Source organism: Flavobacterium oncorhynchi (assembly GCF_002217355.1).
Taxonomy (GTDB): domain Bacteria; phylum Bacteroidota; class Bacteroidia; order Flavobacteriales; family Flavobacteriaceae; genus Flavobacterium; species Flavobacterium oncorhynchi.
The window spans coordinates 111498-131948 of sequence record NZ_MUHA01000021.1; the positions used below are offsets into that span (position 1 = coordinate 111498).

A 20451-nucleotide genomic window follows, 5' to 3' on the forward strand; every position below is an offset into this window, starting at 1 on the left:
GTTTAAGAAACTTTCTCAAATTTTTTCTCGAGATTAATAGCTTTTGGAAACAGTATATTGTTTTCCATATGAATGTGTTTGTGCAGATCGTTTTCAAATTCCTCCAGCATAGCAAATGTCACTTTGTAGGTATTGCAAGCATCAGCAGGAGGTGAGTAATTGTTGGTCAAAGCAGCAATTTTTTTAAAACGATCACCTTCTGTATTATGTTCTTGTTTCATCATTGCTATTGGGTTTTCGATAGTTCCAAAGTGCGGCATTTCTAGAAAATCACCTTTTATTTGAGCCGTTTTCATTTTTCGGATAAAAGGAAAAAGTATAACTTCTTCTTTTCTCATATGCGCCGAAAGATCGGCAGCTGATGCAGAGAAAAGAGAATTAATATCGAATAATTCTGGATGTCTTTCGCCGTGAACATTACATAGTTTATTTAAAAACTGAAATATTACGGGCGTTTTTTCTTTTACATAACGATGATGCGTTTTTTCGATATAATCTGTAAGCAAGTCAAGCGGCCAGGTTTTATAATCAAACGATTGATTTGCTTCGCTTGCTCGTGTTCTTTCAATTTCTGCAATTAATAACTCTTCATCAATAGCTCTTTTTTTGCATACTTCTTCGATCGTGCGGTGTCCTTTACAACAAAAATCAATACTGTATTTAGAGAAAGTTGCTGCTGTTCTGAAATCATCTGCCACGATTTCGCCAATTGTATTTTTTGGTGTTATTTCCATTTTCTTTGAGAGGTTTTAGTCATTCAATTAGTTAGAATGGGTTCTTTTATTTTTTTACATTGTTTAATGATAATTAGGGCTGTGATAAGCATATTACTGAATTCAATAAAAGGAATTGTGATTTTGTCTTTTTCGATTAGAGAAACCGCTGCATTTTTCAGCATTTTAATTTTTTCTAATGCGTGATCTTTATTACGATTTTCGCTGGTATAAAAAACGGTAATTAATACTTGCAGTTCTTTTTTTAGAATAGCAAAAGCTTCGTATGTGCTTGTGTCTGTTTCGGAAAACTTTGGGCGAGGTATTTTTGATGAAAATGCAAAATTTTGTATTGTTTTATCTATTTGTTCTGAGGCTTGATGTGCAAAAACTAATGCTTCTAATAGCGAATTGGAAGCTAAACGATTTTTTCCATGTAATCCTGTTCTGGCACATTCTCCTATGGCATATAGATTTTGAATTGCCGTTAAACCGTTGCGATCAACTTTTATCCCGCCGCATTGATAATGCGCCGCCGGCACAATTGGAATTAAATCTTTTTCGGGCTTTATACCCGCTAGATTGCATTGTTTTGCAATTACAGGAAACTCTTTGTAAAACTCGACTGGATCTAAGTGGCGACAATCAAGATAAACGTGCTTTTTATTAGTATGCAGCATTTCGCTATTAATGGCATGAGAAACGATATCACGTGTTGCTAATTCGCCCCGTGAATCGTATTTAAAAAGGAATCTTTTTTGATCTTCATTAACAACATAAGCGCCAAAACCACGAACTGCTTCTGAAATTAGAAAAAACGGATTTTTACTGCCGGCATACAAGGCGGTGGGATGAAACTGGATGTATTGGAGGTCTTCAATTTCGATCCCAGCGCGGGCAGCCATTGCAATACCGTCACCCGTGGCAATTTCAGGATTGGTTGTGTTCTCAAAAAGCTGGCCGCAGCCGCCTGTACTCAATATGATGGTTCGGGTTTGTATATATTTTACAGAGTTGCTTTTTTTGTCATAATAAAAAGCACCAGTGCAAAGATTTTCTTCTCCGATTTTTTCGGTATTCAAATCAATAACTTGATGGTTTTCGAGTAACTGTATGTTTGAAAGTTCTTTTATAATACTTAGAAGTTTTTTTTCAATTTCTAAGCCAGAACTGTCTTTATGATGCAATATGCGATGATTAGAATGACCGCCTTCTAAACCCAAATTCCATTGTCCGAGTTCATCTTTATCAAAGGAAGTTCCAATGTCTAAAAGTTCTTTTAACCTTTCGGGCGCCTGCTTAATTACCATATTTACAATAGTTTCATCACAGCTTCCTTTGCCTGCTTGGAGTGTATCTTTAATGTGCTGGTCAAAGCTGTCTTTTATCAAATCGGTTACAACCGCAATACCGCCTTGTGCTAATTGTGTGTTTGTATTTTGAGCACTTTCTTTGGTCATAATTACAATTGACAAATCGGGTCTTTTTTGAGCTGTTTTCATAGCTAGAAAGAGTCCCGAAATACCTGAGCCAATTATTAAGATGTCAGTTTTAAGCATTTTGTTGGTTTTTTGGTTCTATGATAATTCAAGCATTCTTTCAATTGGCTGCAAGGCTTTAACCCTTAAAGGTTCAGATATTTTAATTTCTGGACTTTCACTACTTAGGCATTGCAGGAGTTTTTCAAGTGTATTAATTTTCATAAAAGCGCATTCACTGCAGGCACAGCTGTTGTCTTCTGTGGATGGGGCCGGGATCAACGTCTTATCAGGTACAGTTTTTGAAAGTTGATGCAGAATGCCGGCCTCCGTAGCCACGATGAAAACGGAAGCAGGATCCGTTTTAATAAAGTTAATAATACCCGAAGTAGAGCCAATATAATGCGCCGTTTTCAAAATATGAGTTTCCGACTCCGGGTGAGCGGCAATTTTTGCCGTTGGATTTTTTATATAAATTTCAATTAACTTGTCTAATGAAAAAGCTTCATGAACCACACAGGAACCTTCCCAGAGTACCAAATCACGCTGAGTTTCTTTTTTAAGATAATTTCCCAAATTTTGATCGGGAGCAAAAATTATCTTTTTGTCTTGAGGAATTGATCCTATTATTTTTTTTGCATTAGATGATGTACAAACGAGATCGCTCATCGCTTTTATTTCGGCAGAACAATTGATGTAGGTTACCACAACATGATCCGGATATTTTTCTTTGAATATTTTAAAATCTTTCGGATCACAGCCATCAGCAAGTGAACAGCCCGCGTTTAAATCAGGAACGAGTACTTTTTTTGAAGGATTAAGGATTTTTGCGGTTTCTGCCATAAAATGAACTCCAGCAAAAACAATAATATCAGCATTGGCTGCTTGTGCTTTTTTGGATAATTCTAAACTGTCGCCAACAAAATCTGCAATATCTTGAATGTCTTCATTTTGATAATAATGAGCTAGAATGACAGCATTTTTTTGCTGTTTTAGGCGGTTTATTTCCTGTATCAAGAATTGTTTATCCATTTTTTTTAATCTGTTTTTTTGAAAAAAATCAAGCTGTACTAAAGAAATGCTGCAGTTGGTAAGACTGAAGAATTTAGAGAATTTGGTAGTTTTTAGGATGCTTGATTGTAAATTTTGATATCGTAAATATATTGCCATCAAAAATTTCAAACTATGATTCCAGTCATACTGTATTATTTTTATTTTTTTATGTTCAGTTTAAAAAATGAAACGTAAAACTGGAAAAATGTAGTTCAAAAAAGGCTTATCTAAAGTTGAAAGTAAGATTGACAAAGACGTTACGTCCCATTCGCGGAATTTTATTCCAATCTGAAAAAGAGGTGTAATATTTATCAAAAATATTTTCGACACCCGTTTGCAGTTTTATTAAATTTTGATTGTAATGAAACACATATCCAGCATTGAAATTAAAAATCAAATAATCCGGCGTTTTTGTCTGACCGTATGTTGCTGCAAATTCTTTTTGAGCAAGATTTCCTAAAGCCGAAATTCCTAAATTTAAATTCTGCTTTTTATAGTCAATTCCTGCACTGTATCGTATTGGACTTATAAAAGGAAGATTCTTTCCTTGATTGTCTTTGCCTAAACTATAAACCAGCTGCGTTTTTAAAAGCCAGTTTTCAAATAGAGAATATTCTAAATTTAAATCAGCATTAAAAATAGAGGCATAGCTTATAGCTTCGTATTTTTTTACACCAGACGCTCCAATTGTCATAGGCAGAGTATTAGGATCAATTTGACCTACAATAAAATCATTAATATGAAAGTATGATGCTGTAATTTTTGTGTTTAAATGATTTGTTTTATAACCCAGTAAAAGATTGGCTTCTAGGGCTTTTTCGTTCTTTAAAAATGGATTTCCAATGTAGTCATAAAAATCACTGCTGTTATAAAGATAAAAACCATAACCTTCAGAAACCGAAGGAGCTCTTTCAGCATAAGCACCTCCAAAACCATATTCAAATTTGCCTTTTTTTTGAGTAAAGTTTGCTGAGAAACTTTTTAAGAAACGGTTTTTTGAAGCCTGCATTTCAGGATAAAAAATACGAAGGCTCTGTAATCCGAAATCATTTGCAACATCATTTGAATGAAATCCAACAGAAGTTCCAATTCTCAAAGTAGTTTCTGATGCTATTTTAATATAATCTTCAAGAGACAAGCCGTTGTAAAAAGTTCGTACATCAGGCCAAGTGTACATGAACATTAAATTTTCTGTGGGATCAGCAGGATACATTGTCATTTCGGCAATCGATTTGTTGTAGAAAGCATTCAAGTCTGCTGTAAAATCATGTATTTTATATTTCCCTTTTAGTTTAGAATAAAATCCATAGGTGTCAGACCAGCCCGGCATATCCATATGAATGGGAACTGATGGTCTTTTGGTATCATCCATTTTATGAGTTATGCTGTTTCCGTAAACCTTTGTTTCCCAGTTTGAAATAATACCAGAATCAGGGGTATAACGATAGCTTAAAGACATAATTTCGGCTTTTGCCAGCGAAACATCCATTGGCAGAGCAGGATAACCTACATTTGTTGCGTTATCATAAATTAGCGAAGCTTCCAGATTATTTCTCTTATTTATGAAATATCCGGCAGTTGCAGCAATGTTGTATTTGGTAAATTGAGAAAAATTAATTTCTTGATTTCCGCCGGCTTTATAATTCTCAGCATCACGATGCATAAAATCAGCATGAGCGTAAAACTTTTCATTATTGTAACCTAATGAACCTCCAATAATTTTTTGCTGATTGTTACTTTCATAACCTGAGTTAAAACTGCCATTCCACCCCAAAGTATTTTGACTAAAAACAGAACGTTTTAGATCTATAGAGCCGCCAATTGCCGCACCATGACAGCTTGCCTGCTGACCAGAAGCAACTGCTGCTTCTGATAAATTTGAAACTTCAACATATGAGGTTATAGGATCCATTTTATCAGTACAAGCTCCAAAAATGCGCATTCCATCAATAGTAATAACAGTGCGTTCTGTAGACATGTTGTTGATTGTAGGTTCCCAGGCATAAGCGCCTCTTTTTATCATATTTACTTTTGTAGATTTTTGCAGATAATCTTCTACAGAAGTCAATGATTTTGGCTGTTTTTGATGTAAAGCTGCTTTTTTTCCAATAACAATAATTTCATTTAAATTTTGAGTCGAAAGACTGTCTTTTTGTTGTTCTTGTCCCCAGCAGATTGTTGAAAAAATAGTTAGAATACATGCTGTTATCTTTTTCATCACTAGATAAATTATAAGAAAGAGACAACTAGAATTGCCTCTTTCTTGTTAATAATGAGTGCTTAAAATTCAATTTCAAAATAAAGACTGCTTGCTGGATTTTCTGTCGTTACAGGTTCTCCTTTTAGGACTTCATCTGAGGCATTTAAAAGCTGCATATTAATTTTCCAATATCCTGTCATGGTCAATGAAAGTTTTCCTTTATAGAAACTTCCCGCTTGGAATTGTACTAAATCGGTGTTATTTGGTGATCCGTGATTTCCCATACTTGGCATTCTAGGATCTATTTTTATTTTAAAATTGTTTACTGTGGTAAACGTCATCATATCTTCCATTTTATAAAGTCCAACAGCAGCATCGTTTACGGCTACTTTCGGATTCTCGGGTGCGATATAAGCCAGTACATATTTATTGCCGTTATTGTCTTTAAATGAGGTTACAGTACGTTTTGGCGATGCCGTTACAGCAATAGTATCTGCAACGGTATAAACAACATTGTTGATGGTGTAATTAATTTTAAGTTCCCAAAACTCCTTATCGTTTTGTGCCATCTGAAAAATAATATCACCTGAGTATAAGGTTTTTTTATCAGCCGTTTTGGTTACAGCTGATTTTGGACATGAATGCTGCATTGAAGTCATATGCATAATTGGTGTCCAATCAATTTTAGCATCTGTAATATAGGCGCTGCTTTTTTTGTCTTTTATTCTAATTGTAATGGTATTGTAGCCTTGAATTAGAGTGCCTTTTTTTGAGTACAGTTCAACAACATGATTGTCATTTGTTAATTCTTGAATTTTTTGAAGTCCAAGTGTTTCATCAGCAGGAATTGAAGTTGAAGAATCATCATCAGAAGAACATGAGATATAGGTAATTGCTAAAAGGAAAAGGGTAATGTATTTTAAAGTTTTCATAGAATATTAATTTAAATAAGGATAATACGATTTCTGCCGAAATAGATTTCGGAGAAAATAAAGTGTAAAACATTGAAAAATTAATAGTTGAAAGCTGGAGGACGAAATACAGAAACTGCGTCTAAATGGGAGTATAGGTTTTTATAGACTGAGTTTATTTTTGAGTGGATTGTATGTTCTGTTTCAAAACAAAATACTGGAAGGTTTACGATGAAAAGTACAACTGTTTCAGCAGTTTCTGTTTTTTTCTCGTTAGACGCAGGAACATCATTTTTATACGCTTTTGCAAGCTCTTTTTTTAAATGACATTTTCCATTACAGCTTAGTTCTGGAGCATTTTTGTTTTCGCATAACTCGGTAACAATGTAATGGTAGTTTACTACATAATCCAAAAATGGAAAGGCAGGTCTGAAAACCACTGAAAAGAGAAATATGTAAACAAAAAACTTCATCTGTTTATTTTAGAGTACGAAGGTATCATCAACTTTTTCTTTAAAGTATGATCGTAATCATAATTTAAGAAATACATCTTGTGGAACTTTGACCTGTAGTTTAACAAATAAAAAAAGCAAACACATGAACAAATTATTTTTAATAGCAATGTTTGGCATTTTCTTTTTCGTGTCCTGCGGAAAGGATAAATCAAAAACAGATGAAGATTTTTCGACTCCGCAGCCAGCAGAGAAAACTGCGGAAGCTGAATCATACGATCCTCAAAGAGGCCTCGGGAAATACTCGACTGTAGAATTAGGAGCTTCCTTAGATAAAGCAATGGCAGAAAAAGGGCTTAAAGCTGCCGAAGTAAAATGTACTTCATGCCACAAACCTACAGATGAAAAACTTGTTGGTCCGGGATGGAAAGGTGTAACGGAAAGAAGAACACCACAATGGATTATGAATTTTATCACAAATCCTGATCCTATGATTGATAAAGATCCAGAATTGCAGGCTCAATTAGAGCTTTGCATGATTAGAATGCCTAATCAAGGTTTAAGTGATGATGAAGCTAGAAGTATTCTAGAATATATGCGTCAGAATGATGGGGTAAAATAAACACCAAAATAATCGAATTCTAAATAATAACCTTATGAAAAATAACTTTTTAAAATCAGTTTTTGCCATTACTTTGGGCTGCGCTTTTTTTGTTTCTTGCAAGCCCAAAGACTCTTCAGATACTGTTGACGGCGATGTAGCCAGTAAAGTATATGTTGCTCCCGGTAAGTATGATGAGTTTTACAACTTTGTCTCTGGCGGATTCAGCGGTCAAGTTAGTGTTTACGGGCTTCCAAGCGGGCGACTGCTTAGAGTAATGCCTGTATTTTCTGAAGATCCTCAAAGCGGCTACGGCTATAGTGAGGAAACAAAACCAATGTTAAACACTTCTCACGGATATGTGCCATGGGATGACCAGCATCACCTTGATTTGTCACAAACAAATGGTGAGGTAGACGGGCGCTGGCTTTTTGCCAATGCAAACAATACGCCTAGAATTGCACGTATTGACCTTAAAACTTTTAAAACGGCTGAAATTATCGAGCTTCCAAACTGTGGAGGAAATCACTCTTCACCATTTATTACTCAAAATACAGAGTACGTGGTTGGAGCAAGCCGTTTTAGTGTGCCTGCCGATAATGATAATGGAGATGTGCCTATCAATACATACAAGAAAAACTTTAAAGGACACTTAAGCTTTGTCAAAGTTGGGAAAGAAGGTGAGTTAGATCTTGCTTTCCAAATTGTAACGCCTGGAGTTAATTTTGATCTTAGCCATCCAGGTAAAAAAGAGTCTCACGGATGGTTCTTTTTCTCTTGCTATAATACAGAACAAGCAAATACATTGCTAGAGGTAAATGCATCTAAAAATGATAAAGATTTTATCATGGCGGTTAACTGGAAAAAAGCAGAGGAATATATTAAAGCCGGAAAAGGAAAACGTGTTCCTGCAAACTATGCTCATAATACTTGGGATGAAAAAACACAAACAGCAAAATCTGAAATTAAAAAAGAGGTGCTGATTCTTGATGCTGCAGAACTTAAAGATATCTGTTATATGATTCCTTGTCCAAAATCACCTCACGGTTGTGATATTGACCCAACGGGAGAATACATTATTGGAAGTGGAAAATTGGCAGCTTTGATTCCTGTATTTAGTTTTACAAAACTGAAAGCAGCGATTGCTAATAAACAATTTGATGGATCTTATGCGGGTATTCCAGTAGTGAAATATGAAGCTGCGCTGCACGGTGAAGTTCAAAAACCAGGATTAGGACCTTTACATACTGAATTTGATGGTAAAGGAAATGCATATACAACAATGTTTGTTTCTTCAGAGGTTGTAAAATGGAATATTAAAGATCTTAAAGTTCTAGATAGAAAAGCAACTTATTATTCTCCGGGTCACCTTATGGTTCCAGGTGGTAATACAGAAAAACCTTTTGGAAAATATATGGTGGTTTATAATAAAATTACAAAAGATCGTTTCTTGCCAACAGGTCCTGAATTAGCACAAAGTGCACAGTTGTTTGATATCAGCGGAGACAAAATGAAACTGCTGCTTGATTTTCCAACAATCGGAGAACCGCATTATGCACAAGGAATTCCAGCAGATAAGATTCGTAACAACGGACAGTTGAAGTTTTACAAAATGGCTGATAACAAACATCCTTTTGCAGCCAAAGGTGAAAAAGAGACTAAAGTGGTTAGAGAAGGAAATAAAGTACATATTTATATGACGTGTATTCGTTCTCATTTTGCTCCAGATAATATTGAGGGAATTCGTGTAGGTGATGAGGTTTATTTCCATGTTACTAATCTTGAACAAGATTGGGATGTTCCTCACGGATTTGCTATTAAAGGAGCTAATACTGCCGAATTGCTGATTATGCCGGGAGAAACACTTACCTTAAAATGGACACCTCAGAAAAAAGGAATATTCCCATTCTATTGTACAGATTTCTGCAGTGCATTGCATCAAGAAATGCAGGGTTATGTTAGAGTTTCACCAGCAGGAAGTAACGTTCCAATTAGCTACAGTCTGGGAACTAATTTACCAAAAGAATAACTACTAACCAAGTAAAGGGGACAGAGCATATTCTTTGTTCCCTTTTTTATTTTGAATTATTATGAGAAATAATACAATTTCGACATTTTCTAAAATAGTTCTCTTGTTATCAGGATTACTTTTTATTGGATCCATTTTTGTGCCCATGTGGAAAATTGAATTAACTGCACCTCAATATCCTGAAGGATTGGTTTTAAAACTTCATGCTTCTAAAATTGCTGGTGATGTTGACATTATTAATGGGCTTAATCACTATATTGGTATGAAAACTTTGCATACTGAAGATTTTATTGAGTTTACAATTCTTCCCATCATTCTAGGTTTTTTTGGAGTTATCGCTTTGGGCTGTATATTTTATAAAAACAAGAAAATTTTATTTACACTCTTTGGCTCCTTTGTCCTTTTTGGAATAGCTGCCGGCCTTGATTTTTACCGTTGGAATTATGAATATGGTCACAACCTTGATCCAAATGCAGCCATACGTGTACCCGGAATGGCATATCAGCCGCCTGTTTTAGGGTATAAACAACTGCTTAATTTTGGTGCTTATTCGATCCCGGATATTGGCGGATGGATGTTGATTACTGCTGGAGTTTTACTTTTTCTGGCTGTACTAAAAGAAAAGAAAATGCTTTTTTTCAAAACAAAAACAGTATTAAGTATTGCAATAATGGCCGTTCTATTTTCTTCATGTTCAAATGATAAACCAGTTCCAATTAAATTGAATACGGACAACTGCGATTTTTGCAAAATGGGAATTACCGATGGAAAACATGGAGCAGAGATTATTACTGAAAAAGGCCGAGCTTATAAATTTGATGACCTGGCTTGTATGGTAAATTATACTAAAGAGAATCCAGAATTAAAAGTTAAAGGATATTACGTTCATGATTATACTTTAGAAAATGAACTAATTCCTGCCGAAAAAGCTTTTTATGTCTCTGGCGGTGCAATCAAAAGTCCTATGAATGGAAATGTTGCTGCATTTTCTAATAAAAGTCAAGCCAAAGCATTTGAAGCAGAATCTCAGGGACAAGAAAAGGAATGGAGCACTTTTATTGAAAAATAAGAGTACAACAACTCAAAACACAATTAAAAAATATGAAATTATTTCTAGGTCTTTTTCTATCGCTGTTTTTTTTCAATCTGCAGTCTCAGACTATTGAGGTTGGGAAAAACAAGGTAATAAAAAGTATAAAAAAAGCTATTGATTTGGCAAACCCTGGCGATACAATCTTGGTTTATAAAGGAGTGTATCGTGAGGGAAATATCGTGATCAATAAAAGAATTGTGCTGCAAGGAAAGGATTTTCCAATTCTTGATGGACAAAGAAAATATGAAGTGGTTTCTATCAAAGCTGATAGTGTTGTTGTATCTGGTTTTAAGGTAATAGATTCTGGTTACGGTTCTCTTAACGATCCTTGCGGTATTAAAATTTATGATAAAATAGGTGTAACGGTAAAGAATAATATATTGGAGAATAACTTTTTTGGCATTTACGCTCAAAAAGGGAGCAGCTGCATAATTGAAAATAACACCATAAAAGCATATCAAAAAGAAGAACAGCGCATAGGAAATGGTATTCATTGCTGGAAAAGCGATAGTATGAAGATTATCGGAAACAGAATTTCCGGGCATCGTGATGGTATTTATTTTGAGTTTGTTTCGAATTCGATTATCTGGAGAAACATTTCTAAAGGAAATATTCGATACGGACTGCATTTTATGTTTTCTAATGACGATTCGTACATCTCAAATGTATTTAAAAACAATGGAGCAGGAGTGGCAGTAATGTTTACCAAGAATGTAAAAATGTTCAACAATTATTTTGAAGAAAACTGGGGAGACGCTGCCTATGGTTTACTGCTGAAAGAGATTGCAGACAGCTATATTATTGGAAACAAATTTATACGCAATACTTCAGGAATCTATATGGAAGGCACGAGCAGAGTAATGCTTAATCATAACATATTTAAAGACAATGGCTGGGGAATGAAAATTCAAGCAAGTTGCATGGATAACGAAATTTCATTCAATAACTTTCTTGCCAATACTTTTGATATCAGTACTAACGGAAGTCTCGTTTTAAATCATTTCAATAGTAATTATTGGGATAAGTATGAGGGATATGATTTAAACAAAGACGGGATTGGCGATGTACCTTTTCATCCATTGAGCCTTTTTGCTGTTCTTACTGAGAATAATCCTTCGGCAATGCTTCTATTCAGGAGTTTTATGATTACGCTGTTAGACAAATCAGAAAAAGTACTGCCAAGTATTACACCTGATAATTTTATTGATGAAACCCCATTTATGAAATCTCTCATTTTATGATTACGATAAAAAATATAAGCAAAAAGTTTGGAAAACTTCAAGTGTTAGAACAGGTAAACCTTGAATTTAAAAAGGGAGAATGCATTGCATTAATTGGTCCTAACGGATGCGGAAAAACAACTCTCATTAAATCGATTCTTGGAATGGTGCTTCCTGACAACGGCGATATTTTGTTTCAAGAAAATTCTATTTTAAAAGAGTTTAATTACAGAAATAAAATTGGATATATGCCGCAGATTGGGAGATATCCTGATAATATGGAAATAGGCCAGATAATTAGTATTATTAAAGAAATTAGAAATTCAAAAACAGTTTTAGACGAAGATTTGATAAAAGCCTTTAATCTTGACAAAATGTATGCTAAACAAATGCGCACACTTTCTGGCGGAACTACTCAAAAGGTAAGTGCGGCACTGGCTTTTCTTTTTAATCCTGATGTTCTTATACTTGATGAGCCTACAGCAGGATTAGATCCATTAGCGTCTGAAATTCTCAAAGAAAAGATTCTAAAAGAACGTGACGCTGGAAAATTAATTTTAATAACATCACATTTATTAAGTGAACTCGATGATATGATTACTCAGATTATTTTCATGCAGGATGGAAAAGTACACTTTCATAAAACGATCAGCGATTTACTTGAATATACAGGCGAAAGCAAAATCTCAAAAGCCATAGCCGCAATCTTAAAAGAGAAACATCATGAACAGAATAATTAAAATTGTTTTACTCGATATACTTAAAAATAAGATTGTTGTTAGTTACACCATTATTTTAGCGTTACTTTCTTGGGGATCTTTTGGATTAGAAGACAATTCAGCTAAAGGATTACTTACTATATTGAATGTAATTTTGTTTACGGTGCCTTTAGTATCGATATTGTTTTCGACGATTTATCTTTATAATAGTGCTGAATTTATTGAACTTTTACTAAGCCAGCCTTTAAAGAGAAGAAAAATCTGGATTAGTTTATTTGCAGGCCTTTCGATCGCAATGGTTACCGCGTTTTTTCTTGGAGCTGGAATTCCGCTAATAATAAATGCACCAGGTATAGTTGGATTTATGATGCTTTTGGTGGGTTGTCTCATTTCAGTAGTTTTTGTCTCATTGGCTTTTTTAAGCTGTATTTATGCAAGAGACAAAGCAAAAGGAATTGGAGTTGCCATAATGTTCTGGCTGTATTTTGCAATGCTTTTTGATGCTGTAGTATTGTTTTTACTTTTTCAGTTTTCTGAATATCCTATTGAGAAAGCTATGGTTGGTGTAACAGCATTGAGTCCTATAGATTTGGCACGTATTCAAATATTACTGCATCTCGATCAATCGGCAATGATGGGGTATACAGGAGCGATTTTTAAAGATTTTTTTGGAACAACAATTGGACTGATACTATCTTTTTTATTATTGTTGTTATGGATCGTAATTCCGTTTTTTATATCTCTTAAAAAGTTTAATAAAAAAGATTTGTAAAAATATTTTGAACACAAATGAAGAAATAAATTGAAAGATGAAAACAGATATTAAAGACAAAGACGATATTATAATCTTAGTAGATGCTTTTTATTTAAAAATTAGAAGTGATCCTACTATTGGTTATTTGTTTACAGAAGTAGCAGCGGTAAACTGGGAAAAACACCTTCCGATAATGTATGATTTTTGGGATAATATTTTATTTCATACGGGAAACTTTGATGGAAATCCGATGATGAAACATCGAATGTTAAATCAGAAAAGCCTTTTGACGGAGGCTCATTTTAAGCACTGGACAAAGTTGTGGAAAAAAACGGTCGATGATTTGTTTGAAGGAGAAAAGGCTAGAGAAGTCAAAATTAGGGCTGACAATATCTCAAAAGCAATGATGAACAAAGTAATAAGTTAAAAAAGCGGGAACTATTGAAGTTCCCGCTTTTTTACTTTAAAACGTTATGAAATTTGAATTAATAATTTATCATTTAACCTTTTCTCAAAGGACGTGAATATTTGAACCATAGATTATGATTTGAGTCATACTGCTGTAATTTTTTAGACATTCTAGTAGAATAATTTGTGATCAATTATTTCAATTTTTTTATTCTTTTTCATGAGAGTCAAAGTTCTAATTACAGTTTCAACTCTTAATCCCGTAAAATCAGCAATTTCCTGACGTGTATATGGAATTTTAATTTTTTGATTCGATTTTGTGCTATGCTGTCTTTTAAAATTATCTAAAAAATATTGTATGCGATGTTCTGGTTTATGGTTAATAATATTTTTAGAGAAAACGATTTTATTATAAATTCTTGAGGCAAATAATTTCAATATTTTCTTTTGTGCTTCAGGATTTTCTTCAAGAAAAGAGAAAAAATTAAGTCTAGAAAGTTTTAAAATCACACAGTCTGTTTGAGCTAATGCCGATGCAGGATAGGGCTCGCCAATAATTAACGGCGGTTCTCCAAAACTATCTCCTTTATTAAATACACCAATAGTAAGATCTTTACCATCTTCGTTAGTGTAGCTCATTTTTACGGTTCCTTCTAAAATTTGAAAAAAGGATAACGCGGGATCATTCTCATAAAAAATGATTGCGTTTTTGGGAACTTTTTTTGCAATTGCTCCCCACGTATAGAGCAAATCAGTATCAATGTGCATTTTTATCAATAATTAATTTATTAATAAATGATATATGCTCTTCCTTTTTAATTCTACGTTTAACACTCTTATTCATTATGTTTTGGTTGGTTTGTGGTATTGTTTTAGCTTAACAAAGGAAAGAAATCATCAAAAGTAAAAACATGATAATTGTTAGTTTCTTGAAGTAATCTATTATTTAAAAATATTTGTAATTTATTAATTATTAGTTTTTTATGTAAAGTCAGGTGTAGTGGTTTTTTTTTGTATTTGATGAATCTGAAAGGTATTTTTTAAAGACATTTTCGTTCTCCAAAAACAGAAAAAATCTTACTTTTTAGTTTTTATCCCTACAGGTAAATAAAAAACTCCTACAAATAATGCAGGAGTTTTAAGTTTAGGTTTTATTTTGCTTTAAAAAAGCTTACAACTTTATCACTTTTTGTAAACAATTTTGCTGACGCGAGAGACTAAATAAATGCTTATAAGCATAATAACAGAAGCAACCATTGCTAGAGTATCATAATGTTCTAATGGTGCATAATTGTCTTTTTGTACTATGATTAATCCAGCGATCATAGCACCAAAACCTCCTGCCATTTGTTGTAGAGAAGAGTTAATACTCATAAAAGCTCCTCGATCCTGAGGTTCTGGTATTGCTGAGGTTAATGTTGTTGAAGGCACCATTCTGCTCATAATGGCCATCATCATTAAGATGTTAGTAACTAATACAATCCAAAATGGAGTAGCGGCAAAATGCGCATAAACATTCATTACAATTATAGCAAACAAAGTAGCAAAGGCAAAGAGCTTAAATTTGCTGAATTTATCACTTAATTTTCCTGCAATAGGCATAGTAATTAATGTTGCAACACCAGTAATCATAAAAAGTAAAGGTAACTCATCAGTGGTTACTTTTAAGTTGTTTATAGCAAAGGCACTTCCAAATGGCATCATCATAAAACCTCCAATAGAGAGCAGGGCAGTAGACAAGAAACCAACTTGATAGTGTGGTTTTGATATAGTATGCCACAAGTGTTGAATAGGTGTTTTTTCTTGTTTTAAACTTAAATGCTCCACGATTGGCTGCAGTTTAAAGGATAAAACCAAAGTTATTATCGCTGCCATAGCGGCAATCCATAAAAAAGGTACGTGCCAGCCCCAAGCATTAGCAATGTATAGCCCAATCGGAATTCCTAAAACTTGACTTACTCCAAATCCCATTTGAATAAATCCCATTACTTTTCCTCTTTGCTTCAGGCTGAATAAATCGGCAACAATTGCCATAGAAATAGAACCAATTACACCGCCAAATATACCGGTAAAAATACGCGCTGCAACAAGTAATATAAAGTTTGGTGCTATGGCACAAAATACAGTTCCTATTGTAAAGCCAATATAGAAGAAAAGTAAAAGTTTTTTTCGATCAAATTTATCAGCAAAACCTGCTGTTAACAGTCCTGAAATTCCAGCACTAAAGGCATAAGCCGAAACGGCAATACCAAATTGTGATGCCGTAATTTTTAGTGTTTTCATCATAATATCTCCAAGAGGCGACATTACCATAAAGTCGAGCACAACTGTAAATTGTGTAAGGGCTAAAAGAAATATAACAAGTTTTTGATAGCCGTTGAAACCTGTTTCGAGTGTTTGTTTTTCGTTCATTTATTTAAAGTTCTTTGCAGTCAAAATTAAGAAAGTTCAACATCTCGATTATTTGATCTGCGTTTAGATTTTTACTTATAATTCTGAGTACACAATCAATATCTTCTTGATCGATACTCCATTGCAGGATTGATTTGTTTGTATTAAAGAATGCTGCAATTTTATTTTTGCTGGTTTCTGTTTTTATATTAGTAGCAAATATCATGACATTCATGGCTATTAATTTTTAGGGGGTTAGTGCTTTGATTACTAAACGTAATGCTTCTTGTTGTACATCGTTTGTTAATTTAAACGGAGTGGTTCCGCCCAATCCTTTTCCTTTTTCATGAAAACGCAGTAAATTGTATAAAGGTCCGTAAGCGATACTCCAAAACACTTCTTTTGTAACTGGTACGATCTCTTTTCTCTCGATGGCTCCATTTAGAAATTTTGTCATAATTTCTTTTAATTCCATCAAGCTTTCATTTACTATAAAATCACCGTAGTTTGAATTCTGGAGAATCTCCCAGCAAACCAGTTTATCAGTGTTGTTCATCATAAATGAAGACCGATTTTCCCATTGCTTAGCAAGCCCTATTGCAAAAGGCATATCGGGAGTAAAGTCTTTTAAAGAGCTTTTAAAAAAGAATGTTCCCATCTCAATCCCTATTTTTTTTATGAGATCCTCCTTATCTGCATAATAAATGTAAAGGGTTGCGACAGAGATACCGCATTCTTTTGCTAAACGATTCATTGCAAAGCCTTCAATGCCATACTTTACAATCATTTCTATCGTTTTTTGCTTAACTAATTCTTCTTTATTACTATCTCTAGTTCTCAAATGAAAGGATATTTAAATTGAAAACAAAGATATAATAATAAGTGAACGTTTGCTTATTTATAATAAAAAAAATATCCAACGTTATTTAAAATAAAAAATAGAAATTTTTTTACAGATTTAGATTGTATGTTTTTTTTGCTATTTTTACTAACAGCAGTTATCGTACAAAATGGTGAATTTTGTTTATAAAACTGGTTTGTCTGACTAAATTTAATTCTTAAAAAATGAAAAAAAACAATGATTTTGGCCTTTTAATACTTCGTATTACAATTGGATTATTAATGCTTTTGCATGGTTTTGCAAAGTTCAATGGAGCTTTAGATTATATTTCGGGAATGTTAGTAGAAAAAGGTCTTCCAGGTTTCTTTTCGTATGGTGTATTAGTGGGAGAAATTCTAGCCCCAATTGCTATTATAGTTGGTTTTAGAACCAGAATCGCAGCATTAATTTACGCTTTTAATTGTTTTGTTGCTGCATTAATGGCTCATAGTGCTGATATATTTAAAATGGGTGAGCATGGTGGCTGGGCTTTAGAATTGCTTGGTTTGTACTTTTTTACTGCACTTGTTTTATTTTTTACTGGAGGAGGAAAGTATAGTGCTTCTACAAAAAGTAATTGGGATTAACATATTCTTGATAAGAGCTCAAATAAAAAAAACGGTTTAATACCGTTTTTTTTTATTCCATATTCTAAGTTTAAACTTTGTAATTTAAGGTTTTTACATTTTTGTAATAATGAATTCGCTTCGTCTGTTCATTTGATGCTGTGCTTCGGTACATGGGACACCGTTTGAGCAATTATTAATAAGCTGGGTTTCGCCGTAACCAATCGCGCTTTCAATTCGTTCTGCAGCAATTCCTTGAGAGATTATATAATCTCTGGTAGCTTTGGCTCTTCGATCAGATAATTCAAGATTGTATTGATCATTGGCTCTTGAATCTGTGTGAGATTCAATCTTAATGACTACTGTAGGATATTGATTCATTAATAAAACTACTTTGTTAAGTTCTATTGCAGCATCATAGCGTATATCTGATTTGTTGAGGTCAAAGAAAATAATTCCGATTTTTATTTTTAGAATACCATCTTTACGTTCTATAAGATTTGGATCAAGTCCAATTGGTACCTCGGTTATTCCTGAATTCTCGGCAGTAACGATTGCTTTTGATGAGGTTGTAAAGTTATCTTTAGCAGCTTCTATAGCGTAAGGAGTATTGCAATTGATGTTTTCTTCAAACTCAAATTTTCCATCCATTCTAGAAACGGTTTGCTGTAATTGCTGGTTTTCATTGTTTTTGAGTGTAACTATGGCACCTGGAATTTTTTTATTCGATATGGCATCAAAAACGTAACCTTCTATAGATTGTGTACAGCTTCTTTCGAAAGAGTAAATATCATCATCGCCTTTACCTGTTTTTCTATTTGAGCATACAAAACCTTTGTTGGTTTCTTCATTTACAATATAGCCAAAATCGTCTAAACTGCTGTTTAAAGGTGCACCAAGATTTACGGGTGAATTAAATACTTCATTATTTAATCGGCTTTCAAAAACGTCAAGACCTCCTAAACCTAAAAAACCATCAGAGGCAAAGTACAAGGCTTTGTCTGTTATAAACGGAAACATTTCGCGTCCGCTGGTATTTATTTTCTCGCCTAAGTTTTTAGGATTCGAATATTGGTCTTCGTCTAAAATGTCTACCATAAAGATATCGGTAGAACCAATTGTTCCGGGCATATCAGAAACAAAATAGAGCTTTTTACCGTCTTTGCTTACAGTTGGCTGTCCAACAGAATAGTTGTCACTGTTAAACGGAAGTTCTTTTAGATTTTCCCATCGAACGGTGCCATTGCTGTTTTCTACTGCTTTGGCAGAGTATAATTTTAAATTATTTACACCTTTATCGTCTCTTTTTAATTTGCCGTTATAATTGTTTCTAGTAAAATAAATGGTTTTTTCATCTGGAGAAAAAGCGACACAAGCCTCATGATATTGGGTTGTAATTTCTTTTGCGAAACGTTCCTTAAAAGTTACGTTTGTTTGTGTCGGACTTATTTTTCCCAGCTGCATATTTAAATAAGGCTGATCGTTCCACCCGTATTTTGCTGTTTTTAAAAAGGAAGAATCTACTGTTGTTGAGTAAACTAAGTCGCCTTTATAGAACATTGGTGCGAAATCGGAGTAAGCGGAGTTTATTTCTAGATTTTCTAGGATAAACTGTGGTTTTATTTTCTTTATATCTTCGAGAGTTACCGTTTTTAGAGAGAAGTTTTGTGCTCTAGAATCTGAGGATTTTTGTTTCTCGGAGAAATTTTTCATCCATTTTTTTGCCAGATCATAATTCTTTATTCCCTGTAAAGATTGTGCATAACGAAAGTAATATTCTGCTGAAACTTCGGCAGAATAATCAGCAAGCAGTTTGCTGTACCATTTGCTGGCATCTTGCATTTGGGTATTAAAATAGTGTGCATCTCCTAAACGCTGCAAAATTTCTTTTGAAGTATCGCCATTTTTTACGGATAGTTCATATGATTTTGCGGCATCTATATAGTACATTTTATCAAAAAGAGCATCGGCCGTTTTGTTCTTTGTTTGCGCATTAACCATTTGGATGATTAGCAAGGCGAGTATAATAATTCTTTTTTCCATGGCTGCTAGTATTAAAAGAATCTAGGAGATTTTAATCCCTTTTTGCGTGATACTAATTCAAATCGGAGCATAATTTCGTGTGTGCCGCTATTGTAGTTTTGTAATTCTGTGGTAGTATAATCATAAGCGTAGCCTACAAGGAATTGCGGTGTGATTTGTAACGATGCTAAAGCACTTACAGAATCTGCTGTTCTATATGAAACACCAAGTGTTACGCAGTTATTGAACATAAAATTGGCTGAGAAATCGGCAATTAATGGAGCTCCGGCTACATATTTTACCATTGCAGCTGGTTTAAACTTAGTGTGAGCTGAAAGGTCAAAAACAATTCCGCCTATAAGATAAAGATGCATTCGTTCATTGACTAGATCATCGGCAATATCATCATAATTGTATCGTTCTCTAGTCATAAAATTTGGAACAGCCAATCCGATATAATCTCTTTCGCCGTGCCAATATAATCCCGCACCAACTACCGGAAGGAATTTATTGGTGATATTTTCACGAAACTGAACATCTGGATCTCTATAACTTCCTTTTGTCCAGTCAATATTTATTACTCTTCCACCTCCTTTAATTCCGAAAGATAATTTATGGGTTTGTCCAGATGGAATGGTGTAAGAGAAGTTAGCATCAAGATATTGCTCTTCCGAAGGGCCTATTTCTTCGCTTACTACAGATAACCCCAAACCTACGTTTTTTCCAAGTGGAGTATCGAGTGTAAAAGACTGTGTGTTTGGTGCTCCTTCAAGTCCAACCCATTGTGTTCTATATATACCAGTTATAGCTAAATGCCCTAATGAGCCGGCATACGCAGAGTTAACACTAAGCGTATTATACATATACTGTGTGTATTGGGGATCTTGCTGAGCCATCGCACCAAATACAGAAAGCATTGTAAGGATTGTGAAAATCTTTTTTATACTTTTAATCATAGCCA

Annotated in this window: 20 protein-coding genes; 8 read left to right on the forward strand and 12 right to left on the reverse strand. The window is 34.0% G+C overall.

The features are described 5' to 3' along the window. Positions 1–2: 2 nt before the first annotated feature. From ric to B0A75_RS13750, 6 genes are all read right to left on the reverse strand, one after another. Entirely contained in the window at positions 3–734 is a 732-nt protein-coding gene (gene ric / locus B0A75_RS13725) for an iron-sulfur cluster repair di-iron protein (protein ID WP_089054842.1), read from the reverse strand. Between the two features lie 23 nt (positions 735–757). Then, the gene (gene nadB / locus B0A75_RS13730) at positions 758–2272 is read right to left on the reverse strand and encodes an L-aspartate oxidase (RefSeq protein ID WP_089054843.1); all 1515 of its coding nucleotides are present in this window, start codon (positions 2270–2272) and stop codon (positions 758–760) included. An 18-nt stretch (positions 2273–2290) separates the two neighbouring features. After that, positions 2291–3223 (reverse strand): quinolinate synthase NadA, encoded by a 933-nt coding sequence (nadA, locus tag B0A75_RS13735; protein ID WP_089054905.1) that lies wholly within the window; start codon positions 3221–3223, stop codon positions 2291–2293. A gap of 244 nt (positions 3224–3467) precedes the next feature. Further along, entirely contained in the window at positions 3468–5462 is a 1995-nt protein-coding gene (locus B0A75_RS13740; protein ID WP_089054844.1) for a TonB-dependent receptor domain-containing protein, read from the reverse strand. A 62-nt stretch (positions 5463–5524) separates the two neighbouring features. Then, positions 5525–6376: a hypothetical protein gene (locus tag B0A75_RS13745; protein WP_089054845.1), complete on the reverse strand. Its 852-nt coding sequence runs from the start codon at positions 6374–6376 to the stop codon at positions 5525–5527. Positions 6377–6456: 80 nt separating this feature from the next. After that, positions 6457–6828, reverse strand: coding sequence for a hypothetical protein (locus tag B0A75_RS13750; protein WP_244284402.1), 372 nt, complete (start codon positions 6826–6828; stop codon positions 6457–6459). A gap of 124 nt (positions 6829–6952) precedes the next feature. On the opposite strand from B0A75_RS13750, the gene B0A75_RS13755 reads away from it, so the two are divergent. The 7 genes from B0A75_RS13755 to B0A75_RS13785 all read left to right on the forward strand — a co-directional run bounded on the left by B0A75_RS13755 (position 6953) and on the right by B0A75_RS13785 (position 13650). Then, positions 6953–7429 (forward strand): c-type cytochrome, encoded by a 477-nt coding sequence (locus tag B0A75_RS13755; RefSeq protein ID WP_089054847.1) that lies wholly within the window; start codon positions 6953–6955, stop codon positions 7427–7429. 34 nt (positions 7430–7463) lie between these two features. Further along, positions 7464–9437: a Sec-dependent nitrous-oxide reductase gene (nosZ, locus tag B0A75_RS13760; protein ID WP_089054848.1), complete on the forward strand. Its 1974-nt coding sequence runs from the start codon at positions 7464–7466 to the stop codon at positions 9435–9437. A gap of 61 nt (positions 9438–9498) precedes the next feature. Next, complete coding sequence (locus tag B0A75_RS13765; RefSeq protein WP_089054849.1) at positions 9499–10506, forward strand: nitrous oxide reductase accessory protein NosL; 1008 nt, start codon at positions 9499–9501, stop codon at positions 10504–10506. A 32-nt stretch (positions 10507–10538) separates the two neighbouring features. Further along, positions 10539–11771: a nitrous oxide reductase family maturation protein NosD gene (locus B0A75_RS13770; RefSeq protein WP_089054850.1), complete on the forward strand. Its 1233-nt coding sequence runs from the start codon at positions 10539–10541 to the stop codon at positions 11769–11771. Further along, positions 11768–12490 carry an ABC transporter ATP-binding protein gene (locus B0A75_RS13775; protein ID WP_089054851.1) on the forward strand — a complete coding sequence of 241 codons (723 nt, stop codon included), beginning with the start codon at positions 11768–11770 and terminating at the stop codon, positions 12488–12490. The genes B0A75_RS13770 and B0A75_RS13775 overlap by 4 nt, the downstream gene beginning before the upstream one ends. Further along, positions 12474–13241: an ABC transporter permease subunit gene (locus tag B0A75_RS13780; protein WP_089054852.1), complete on the forward strand. Its 768-nt coding sequence runs from the start codon at positions 12474–12476 to the stop codon at positions 13239–13241. The genes B0A75_RS13775 and B0A75_RS13780 overlap by 17 nt, the downstream gene beginning before the upstream one ends. A gap of 37 nt (positions 13242–13278) precedes the next feature. Next, entirely contained in the window at positions 13279–13650 is a 372-nt protein-coding gene (locus B0A75_RS13785) for a group III truncated hemoglobin (RefSeq protein WP_089054853.1), read from the forward strand. Between the two features lie 152 nt (positions 13651–13802). Here the strand turns inward: B0A75_RS13785 and B0A75_RS13790 are convergent, their stop codons facing one another. The 4 genes from B0A75_RS13790 to B0A75_RS13805 all read right to left on the reverse strand — a co-directional run bounded on the left by B0A75_RS13790 (position 13803) and on the right by B0A75_RS13805 (position 16863). Continuing rightward, complete coding sequence (locus B0A75_RS13790) at positions 13803–14399, reverse strand: Crp/Fnr family transcriptional regulator (protein WP_089054854.1); 597 nt, start codon at positions 14397–14399, stop codon at positions 13803–13805. A 414-nt stretch (positions 14400–14813) separates the two neighbouring features. Then, positions 14814–16043, reverse strand: coding sequence for an MFS transporter (locus B0A75_RS13795; protein ID WP_089054855.1), 1230 nt, complete (start codon positions 16041–16043; stop codon positions 14814–14816). Positions 16044–16047: 4 nt separating this feature from the next. Continuing rightward, a complete protein-coding gene (locus B0A75_RS13800; RefSeq protein WP_089054856.1) occupies positions 16048–16257 on the reverse strand; it encodes a hypothetical protein in 210 nt (69 codons plus the stop codon). A gap of 12 nt (positions 16258–16269) precedes the next feature. After that, positions 16270–16863 carry a TetR/AcrR family transcriptional regulator gene (locus B0A75_RS13805; RefSeq protein WP_208861272.1) on the reverse strand — a complete coding sequence of 198 codons (594 nt, stop codon included), beginning with the start codon at positions 16861–16863 and terminating at the stop codon, positions 16270–16272. A gap of 224 nt (positions 16864–17087) precedes the next feature. Between B0A75_RS13805 and B0A75_RS13810 the strand changes: the two genes are divergently transcribed. After that, the gene (locus B0A75_RS13810; RefSeq protein ID WP_089054857.1) at positions 17088–17489 is read left to right on the forward strand and encodes a DoxX family protein; all 402 of its coding nucleotides are present in this window, start codon (positions 17088–17090) and stop codon (positions 17487–17489) included. 93 nt (positions 17490–17582) lie between these two features. Here the strand turns inward: B0A75_RS13810 and B0A75_RS13815 are convergent, their stop codons facing one another. Further along, positions 17583–19511: an OmpA family protein gene (locus B0A75_RS13815; RefSeq protein WP_089054858.1), complete on the reverse strand. Its 1929-nt coding sequence runs from the start codon at positions 19509–19511 to the stop codon at positions 17583–17585. Between the two features lie 11 nt (positions 19512–19522). Beyond that, complete coding sequence (locus tag B0A75_RS13820) at positions 19523–20446, reverse strand: PorP/SprF family type IX secretion system membrane protein (RefSeq protein ID WP_089054859.1); 924 nt, start codon at positions 20444–20446, stop codon at positions 19523–19525. Positions 20447–20451 lie beyond the last annotated feature (5 nt).